Raw genomic sequence first — 8,793 nt, 5'->3', positions numbered from 1 at the left:
AGGGACTTGTCCTTGCGTGCGATCCAGTTGCGGCCGGCAGCGAAGCGCTTGTCGGCGCCACCGCAGGCGACCGACGGCTTCATGCCGTCGATGCTGTTGGCGTCCAGATCGGCGCGGTTCTCCATGGCGCTGCCGACGGTGGCCGTCTTGGCATTGCCTTCCGGGCTGAGGTCGCTGAAGCGCTCGGCTTCGTTGGACGGGCTGTCCAGCAGGCCGAAGTCGCGCATATAAGCCAGCGTCACATCGTCATCGGCGGCCGAGTAGCCGCTCATGAAGCCGCACGACGAAGCGAAGTTGCGCCCCAGGATCTTGTCCTTGGCGGCGGTGACGATCGAGGGATCGGCACCGCCGTTGCGCTGACCGGTCACCTTGACCGCGTTCAGCGTCTGTGTCGGCGCGGCTGCCGGGGTGGTTGCCGGTTTGGCGCCATCGGCCTGCTGCGCGCCGGCGAGCGGCGCCGCAAAGGCCAGGGCAAGGACGGCCCGTGCCGCCCAGTTCAGTTGAAGGAATGGGCGGTCGGTGCCGGTCATCTTGTCTCCCTGGTCTTTGCTTAGCGCGGGCTGCGGAGCGTGAAGCCTACCGTGTAGCGGCGGCCAGCGTAGTTGTCGCTGTAGATGCTCGGGATGCCGTCGGCGTAGTCCTGGAAGCCGCCCGTGTTCGACTGCGTGCGCTCACCGGTCAGGTTGCGCGCGTCGGCAAAGATCTCCAGGCCGTTCTTGAACTTGTAGGAGAGCTTGGCATCGACGTAGGCCGTGCGCGGGGCAAAGATCGGCGCGCCGGGGTTGTAGGGCTGGCGCCAGTTGATGGTGCCGATCGACGGATAGTTGTTGATGGCAAGGGCGGCGGTGGTTCCCCCCGGCGTGAAGCCCTGGTAGCGCGTGGCCACCACCTGCATCGCGATGCGGGCCTGGAAGCCGCCGTCGTCGTACCACAGCGAGGCATTCCACGAGTACTTGGGCTCGCCCGCCACCGGCAGCACGGCACCGCTGATCAGGTCCAGCACAGGTTGGCCCTGCGTGGACTTGGCCTTGGTGAAGTTGGCATCCAGGCCCGTGTAGCGCAGGATCGACGGCAGGAAGGAGAACGCCGTCTTCATGCCGACTTCAAAGCCCTTGCGGGTGGCGGCCGGCTGGTTGTCCCAGGTGGTGTACGTGAACTCCGAGTCAGCCAGCGGCTTGCCGGTGAAAGGGTCCAAGGCGTTACTGTCCTTGAACAGCTTGACGTCGCTGCGCGACGCGATCAACGTCGGCGCGCCGATCAGGCCACGCTGCTTGTAGAGGGCGGCCGAGAACATCGTGTCGCGGTTGGGGAACCATTCCACCGAAAGGTTCTGGTTGACGTTGGTCTGGGGCTTGAGGGCCGGGTTGCCGAAACGGCCGCAGCCCTGGTCTGTTTCTGAGCCGTCGTCTTCCGTGGTTCCGGTGTTGAACTCGTACGTGTTGCAAGTGCCCTCGGGCAGCAGCTTGGAGATCGGCGGGCGCGCGACCGTCTTGCCGATGCTGTAGCGCAGCACCAGCTTGTCCGGGATGGCCCACATCGCCAGGTTCAGCGAGGGCATCACATCGGTGGTGCTGTCCTTGATGGACGTGTTCATGGTCTGCGAGTAGGCCTGCAGGCCGGCGGGGAGGGTGGGATTTGCCGGGTTGAAGCTGCCCGGGATGATGCGGTTCGAGCGGATGGTCACGTAGCCCGTGCCTTCCACGTCCGTCTTCACGACACGCACGCCGATGTTGCCGGCGAATTCCATGCCGAAGGGCAGGGACCAGTTCGTGAACGGCACGCGGTCGACCTCGAAATCGGTCATCAGGTAGGCGGCCGTCGTCTTTTCCACGGCGTGGCTCACCGGCATGTCGTAGACCTTGCCGTCGGTGGCCGTGCACTGGCGGAAGCAGTCCAGGCGCACGGGAACACCGGCCAGCTTGAAGAGCTTGTCGATGTCGATCTGGTTCCAGCCATCCAGCAGCGATTCGGGTCGGTCCTTGGCGTTGGCGTAGAACTGGCTGGCCGGCGCCAGCGTCATGGTCTGGCGGACGATTTCCTCGTACTGCGCGCGGGTCAGCGTGGTGGTGCCTGCCACGCCGCCGCCGATGCCACGGTTGAGCTGGTTGCTGGGCACGTAGCCGTTCGGCGCGCAGGGGTTGCCGCCGGCGGCCAGGGAGCCGGGCGTGTTCTCGCRACCGATGAGGTTGAAGCGCGTGTTGACCTGCGGCATGAAGACGCCCGGCACGAAGCCGGCCTGGCCATAAGTGCCTACCTGCTCCTTGATGGTGCTGCCGGCGCCGGTCCAGAAATCGCTGGCGTTCTTGCGGATCTGGACGCCGCCCTTCAGCGAGGTCAGGAAGGGCACCTTGTCGACGAGGTTGTAGGACAGGTCGAGCTTGCCTTGCTTCTCGGAGTTCTCGCTGTCGAAGGACCGGATGACGTTCAGCAGCGTGCTGTTGGTGTACTGCGCGTTCTGGGCGGCCGTGTAGGCCGGCACGGTGACCGGATTGGTCGCCGAAGCGTTGAAGACCAACGAGGAGACARCCGGGTTCAGCGTCGCGTACTTGGGGAAGTTGAGCTGTTCGTTCGTGCTGCCCGCGGGCAGCGTGAACGCCCAGATGCCGTTGGGCTGGATGGCGAAGTTGCCGACGCCGAAGTTGTAGCCGAACGAGGCGCGGCGGTCGTAGCGCATGGCGGTGGACTTGACGATGCCCCCCATGAACTGGGCCTTCAGCCGGCCGTCGTTGTATTCGCCGCCGGCGAGCAGCGTCTTCGTCGTGGTGTCGATTTGACTGAAGATGGTGTCGGTGCCGTAGGTGCTGTTGTCGAGCGAGTAGCTGGTCACATGGTGCGTGGAATCGACCGTGTAACCCGGCAGGATGGTTGTCGTGGCGCCCGTCACGAGCCCGTTCTGCATGAGTGCGTTGGCTGCCGTCACCGGGAACGAGTAGGTGGTGGGCAGCAGGACTCCGCTGGCGCCGGCCGTCAGGTTGCGAACCCCGGATTTGCCGGGCACGGCGCCCGCGCTGGCAGTAAAGCCGGTATCGGTGAAGCCGGTGTTGAACGTCGGGCTGCTGCCCAGGCCCAGGAAGCCCACCGTGTCGTCCACATGCCGCTTGGCGCTGCCCAGCTTGGTGTAGACGGTCAGTTTGTCGTTGACCTTGAAGTCGAAGCGGATGTCGGCGCTGTCGCGGCTGTCATCCTGCTCGCGCAGGTTGTAGCGCATGCCACCCGCGTTGGCCACGGTGTAGTCGTTCCACTGGTTCAGGCAGCTCATCTGCTCTTCGCCGCGCCGGGTGATGGCCGCGTTGATCGTGACGTTGCGCGAGCCCGGGTCGATGGAGGCGATCTCCCCTGCGGTCAGATTGGGAAATGCGGTGAAGCAGGCCGCCTTGGTCTGGGCCGCGGCCGACTTGGTCAGCACCTCCAGCGGCGTCGCAGCGTTGAAGAAGCCGCCGCCAGCGGCGACCGTCTTGGGCGAGGCCAGCGTCGTCACCAGCGCCGTCGGATCGGCCTGATTCAGCGTGTTGGGGTTGTGCGTGAAGGTCTTCTCGGGCGAGTTGTCGAAGTCGGCCAGACGCTGGAGACCCTGTTGGTTGTTGCTGCCGCCCTGCGTGATCGCGTGGTTCTGGCTCACCGTGCGCGACTTGTTCCAGTTGAACAACACGCCCAGTTTCTTGTCGAAGAACTTGTCGGCCAGGATCACGTTGTAGCGAGGCGTGGTCTTCTTGACCAGGTCGCTCTGCGTGGCCTCGGCCTTGATCATGTAGAAGGGCTTGTCGAAGTCCAGGCCGGTGCGGGTCGTGATGATGATGCCGCCGCCCAGCGAGCCTTCGGTCATGGCTGCGGTCGAGCCCTTGATGACGTCGACGCTCTTGATGAGGTCGGAGGGCAGTTCGCGGAACTCGGTGCCGCGGCCGTCGCCGCCTTCGGCGCCCCGGCCCAGCAGGTTGGTACCGGCGCCGGAGCTCACGCCCATGCCGTCCAGTTCCACACGGGTCAGTTCCGAGCTGTTACCGCGGATGGAGACGGTCGTGCCTTCGCCGTAGTCGCCGCGGTCCAGGGCCACGCCGGCGATGCGGGAGATGGCTTCACCGATGTTGCGGTCGGGGAAAGCGCCGACGTCTTCGGCGACGATGGAGTCCTGGGCCGTCGCCGCGTTCTTCTTGCGGTTGATGCTGGACTGCTGCGACTGGCGCGTGCCGACGACCAGCACGGTCTCGAGTTCATGGACCGGCGCCTTGGGCTTGGCTTCGGCGGCAGGGGCGGAAGCGGCGGCTGCCGGGGCAGCCGGCGTCTGGGCCATGGCGGCTTCGTGCGCCATCAGCGCGAGGGCCAGGGACACGGCAGCGCCGATTTGGTCGCGGCGCAGGGCAGGGGGGCTGGTCTTGGTCACGAGAGGTCTCCGTCAGGGGCCGGTCCGAAACCGGCTCATCGTTGTTGTCAAAGGGCGCTGCCCTGGACGGAGAACGGGTGAGGTCCATCCGATTGAGGCGTCGGAGTGGACGTTAAACATGGGGTTACACGCCGAGAAATACGATTTCTCGGTTTATCTATATCGCCAAGGAATACCGGGCCCAGAAACAGTGGTTAACCCGGGGACGTAAACAGAAACACTCAAGGCGGTGATTGGCGGCCATCGACGCAGTCGCGGGACGACAACGGTGTCAGGGTTTGACGCGGGCCACACGCTGCACGGCGGGTGTGCGGCGCAGCACGCGCAACACGTCGGCCAGGTGCAGGCGGTCGCGCACGGCTAGCAGCAGGTTCATCTCGACCTCCTCCAGCGCCGGTGCCTCGTCGCCCATGGCGATGTGGGTGATGTCGGCCTCGGCCTGAGCCACCGCCTGGGCCACCTGGGCCAGCACGCCCTTGCCGTTGCTGAGCAGCAGCGTGACGCCGACCTCGAAGCTTCGCGTCAGCTCCTCGGCCCATTCGACGCGTATCCAGYGCTCGCTGTCGCGCTGGAACAGGCGCTTGCCGACCGCGCATTCGCAGGTGTGCACGATCAGGCCTTCTCCGCGGCCCAGGTAGCCGCGCACCTCGTCGCCCGGAATGGGTCGGCAACAGGTGGCGAGCTGGACGGACGCGCCCTCGCCGCCGTCGATGGTGACGCTGCCGCGGTCCACCGGCGTCTCGGTGAAGCGGCCCAGCGTCAGGGCCAGCGCACCAGGCCGCTGGCCTTGCTCGGCCATCAGGCGGGCCATCTTCTTGGCGATGATGGCGGCGATCTTGCGGCCGGCGCCGATGTCGACGAGAAGTTGCTCCGTTCCTGAACTGCCCGCCCATGCCGCCAGGTCGTGCCAGATCTGGGCGGCCGGGTCGTCCGCCTCCAGGCTGGGCAAGCCCAGACCCTCGACGCGCATGGCCTGGGACAGCATCTTTTCGCCCAGCTCACGCGATTCCTCCTGCTCCAGGTCTTTCAAGTAGTGGCGGATCTTGGAGCGCGCGCGGCCGGTGCGCACGAAGCTCAGCCAGGCCGGGTTGGGGCTGGCGCCGGGTGCGGTGATGACCTCGACGATGTCGCCGCTCTTCAGCTCGGCCCGCAGCGGCACCGCCTCGCCGTTGACCTGGGCGGCCACGCAGTGGTCACCGACGTCGGAGTGGATGGCGTAGGCGAAGTCCACCGGCGTGGCGCCCTTGGGCAGGGCCATGATCTTGGACTTGGGCGTGAAGACGTAGATCGCGTCGGGGAACAGGTCGATCTTGACGTGCTCCAGGAACTCGTTGGCGTCGCGCGTCTCGTCCTGGATGTCGATCAGGCTCTGCAGCCAGCGTGCATTGGCCTGCTGCGCCGCCAGCGCCGAGCCCTGCTTGCCGCGGCTCTTGTAGATCCAGTGCGCCGCCACGCCCTGCTCGGCGATCTGGTGCATGCCCTCGGTGCGCACCTGGAACTCCAGCGGCGTGGACAGCGGCCCCATCAGCGTCGTGTGCAGCGACTGGTAGCCGTTGTCCTTGGGGTTGGCGATGTAGTCCTTGAAGCGGCCGGCCTGCGGCTTGTAGAGGGCATGCAGCACGCCTAAAGCGGTGTAGCACTGCAGCGACTCCTCGGTGAGGATGCGAAAGCCGAAGATGTCGCTGACCTGGGCGAAGCTCATCAGCCCCTTCTCGCGCATCTTCTTGTAGATGGAATAGACCGTCTTCTCGCGCCCCTGCACCTCCACGCGCAGGCTGGCCTTGGCAAAGGCAGCGCGGATGTCGCCCTCGATGCGCGACACCAGGTCGCGCCGGTTGCCACGCGCCTTGCCCACGGCCTTGCTCAGCGCCGTGTAGCGCCAGGGGTGGAAATACTGGAAGGACAGGTCCTCCAGCTCGCGGAAGGTCTGGTTCAGGCCCAGCCGGTGGGCGATGGGCGCGTAGATGTCGAAGGTCTCACGCGCGATGCGGCGCGCCTTGTGCGGCGCCATCGCACCCATGGTGCGCATGTTGTGCAGGCGGTCGGCCAGCTTGATGAGGATGACGCGCAGGTCACGCGCCATCGCCAGCAGCATCTTGCGGAAGGACTCGGCTTGGGACTCCTCCTTGGTGGAGAACTGCAGCTTGTCCAGCTTGGTCAGGCCGTCGACCAGGTCCGCCGTCGTCGCGTCGAACTTCTCGATCAGCTCGGTCTTGGAGACGCCGCAGTCCTCGACCACGTCGTGCATCAGCGCAGCCATCAGCGCCTGGGCGTCCAGCCGCCATTCGGCGCAGATGCCAGCAACCGCGATCGGATGCGTGATGTAAGGCTCGCCGGTGGCGCGCTTCTGGCCCAGATGCGCCTCGTCGGCGAAGCGGTAGGCCTCGCGCACACGCTTGACTTCGGCCTTGCTGAGGTAGCCGAGCTTCGGGAGGAGGGCGTCGAAGGAGGCGGCCTCGGCCGCAGTCGGCGGCGCCGGCTGGCGCAATCCAGGCAGGGTGAACCAGGCAGTCAGGGAGCGTTGAGCCATCGCCCGAATTTATCCGAAGCCCAAAAGGCAACGGGCGTCCGAGGACGCCCGTTTCATGTTCAGCAGAAGGCTGATTAGACCGGCACCTTGCGCAGCATCTCGATGCCGACTTCGCCAGCGGCGATTTCGCGCAGCGCGGTCACGCCGGGCTTGTTCTTGCTCTCGATGCGGGGGCTGTGGCCCTGGCTCAGCATGCGGGCGCGGTAGGTGGCCGCGAGCACCAGCTGGAAGCGGTTCGGGATCTTGGTCAGGCAGTCTTCGACGGTGATGCGGGCCATGGTGTTCCTTGGGGAAAAGCGGGATCAGGGCAGATCGAGCGCCTGAAAGACGGCCGAGCGGTTGCGCCGCTGAGCCGCGTATTTTAGCCGCTGCGCGTGGACGATGCTCTTGAGGTCGAAAACTGCCGTGTCAAACACCGCGTTCACGACGACGAAATCGAAGTTTTGCGCCTGCGCGACCTCGATGCGCGCGTTGCTCATGCGCTTGGCAATCACCTCGGGCTCGGTGTCGCCGCGGCGGTTCAGGCGCAGGCGCAACTCGTCCCAGCTCGGCGGCAGGATGAAGATCAGCACGGCATAGGGGAACAGCTGCTTGATCTGCAGCGCACCCTGGAAGTCGATCTCCAGCACCACGTCCTCGCCATGCTGCAGCCGCGCCTCGATGCCGGCGCGCGAGGTGCCGTAGAGGTTGCCGTGCACCTCGGCCCACTCGAAGAAGTCGCCGTGGCCGGCCATCGCGCGGAACTCGTCCGGCGTGATGAACCAATATTCGCGCCCATGCTGTTCCTGCCCGCGCGGTGCGCGGGACGTGTGGGAGACGGACACGGCCAGGCGCGCGTCCAGCTCCAGCAGTGCCTTGACGAGGCTGGACTTGCCCGCCCCGCTGGGTGCGGCGACGACGAAGAGGTTGCCGGGATATTCCATGTCGCGGTTTCTATTCGATGTTCTGGACCTGCTCGCGCATCTGCTCGATGGCGACCTTCATTTCCACGGAAATATTCGTCAGTTCCAGCGCCGCAGATTTGGACCCCAGGGTATTGGCTTCCCGGTGCAGTTCCTGGATCAGGAAATCCAGCCGCTTGCCGAGCTCGCCGCCCTTCTTCAGCAGCCGGCTCAACTCCTCCAGGTGGGCGCGCAGCCGGCCCAGTTCCTCGGCSACGTCGATGCGGATSGCAAAGGCCGCCGCCTCGTTCAGCGCGCGCTCCTGCAGGGCTTCCTTGGGCACGGTGCCGGCCGCGCCCGTGGCGGTCAGCGCCTCCTGCCAGCGCTCGAGAAAGCGCTGCTGCTGGCGGGCGACGACGGCGGGCAGCAGCGGTTCGGCCTCGCTGGCCAGCTCGCCCAGGCGCTTGATGCGCTCGCTCAGGATGGCCACCAGCTTCTCGCCCTCGCGCTCGCGCGATTCGGCCAGGCCCTCGACGCAGGCCTTGGCGGCCTCCAGCGTGGCGCCGTCCAACTGAACAGGCGCGGCACCGCCGCTCTTGCACAGGTTCAGCACCTCCTGGACGGACAGCGGCCCGGCCTCAGGCAGCCAGGTGCGCACCTTGGCCTCCAGGCTGGCCAGGCGGTTGAGCTGCTCGGGCTGGGGTTGCGGCCAGGCGCCGTCGGCCTCGCGCTGGGTGTTGATGCGCAACTCGATCTTGCCGCGCTTGAAGCGGGCGCTGATCAGCTCGCGCAGTTGGGGTTCAAGCCCGCGCAGCTCTTCGGGCATGCGCATGGACAGGTCAAGAAACCGGCCGTTGACCGACCGCAATTCGACGCTGACGGAAGCTTGTGTGGAGCTGTTGCCGTCCTCGGCTTTAGGGGGTTGTGCCAGGGAATTGGCATACCCGGTCATGCTGTAGACTGGCATTTCGCACTCGTAAAAACAGACAGTTAACAAGAGATCA

Annotated in this window: 5 protein-coding genes and 1 pseudogene; all 6 read right to left on the bottom strand. The window is 66.0% G+C overall.

The annotated features are described in order from the left end of the window. A pseudogene (locus ACXRVZ_RS23405) lies at window positions 1-530 on the bottom strand (hypothetical protein); the annotation flags it as partial. Window positions 531-550: 20 nt separating this feature from the next. Further along, a complete protein-coding gene (locus tag ACXRVZ_RS23400; protein WP_458232879.1) occupies window positions 551-4,378 on the bottom strand; it encodes a TonB-dependent receptor in 3,828 nt (1,275 codons plus the stop codon). A gap of 271 nt (window positions 4,379-4,649) precedes the next feature. Then, window positions 4,650-6,908, bottom strand: a complete 2,259-nt coding sequence (locus ACXRVZ_RS23395; RefSeq protein WP_458232878.1) for a RelA/SpoT family protein — start codon at window positions 6,906-6,908, stop codon at window positions 4,650-4,652. Between the two features lie 74 nt (window positions 6,909-6,982). Beyond that, complete coding sequence (gene rpoZ / locus ACXRVZ_RS23390; RefSeq protein WP_025563690.1) at window positions 6,983-7,186, bottom strand: DNA-directed RNA polymerase subunit omega; 204 nt, start codon at window positions 7,184-7,186, stop codon at window positions 6,983-6,985. Window positions 7,187-7,210: 24 nt separating this feature from the next. Then, a complete protein-coding gene (gene gmk / locus ACXRVZ_RS23385; RefSeq protein ID WP_457423433.1) occupies window positions 7,211-7,831 on the bottom strand; it encodes a guanylate kinase in 621 nt (206 codons plus the stop codon). A 10-nt stretch (window positions 7,832-7,841) separates the two neighbouring features. Further along, window positions 7,842-8,756, bottom strand: coding sequence for a YicC/YloC family endoribonuclease (locus tag ACXRVZ_RS23380; protein ID WP_458232877.1), 915 nt, complete (start codon window positions 8,754-8,756; stop codon window positions 7,842-7,844). Between the last annotated feature and the right edge of the window lie 37 nt (window positions 8,757-8,793).

The sequence above is a fragment of the Roseateles sp. P5_E8 genome (genome assembly GCF_054177665.1).
The sequence above is the reverse complement of the archived record's forward strand: the minus strand, read 5'-3'. Positions and strand labels throughout refer to the sequence as shown.

Excerpts from the sequence above, each read along its gene's own strand:
- rpoZ (WP_025563690.1), bottom strand. The coding sequence starts at position 7,186 with ATGGCCCGCATCACCGTCGAAGACTGCCTGACCAAGATCCCGAACCGC.
- gmk (WP_457423433.1), bottom strand. The coding sequence starts at position 7,831 with ATGGAATATCCCGGCAACCTCTTCGTCGTCGCCGCACCCAGCGGGGCG.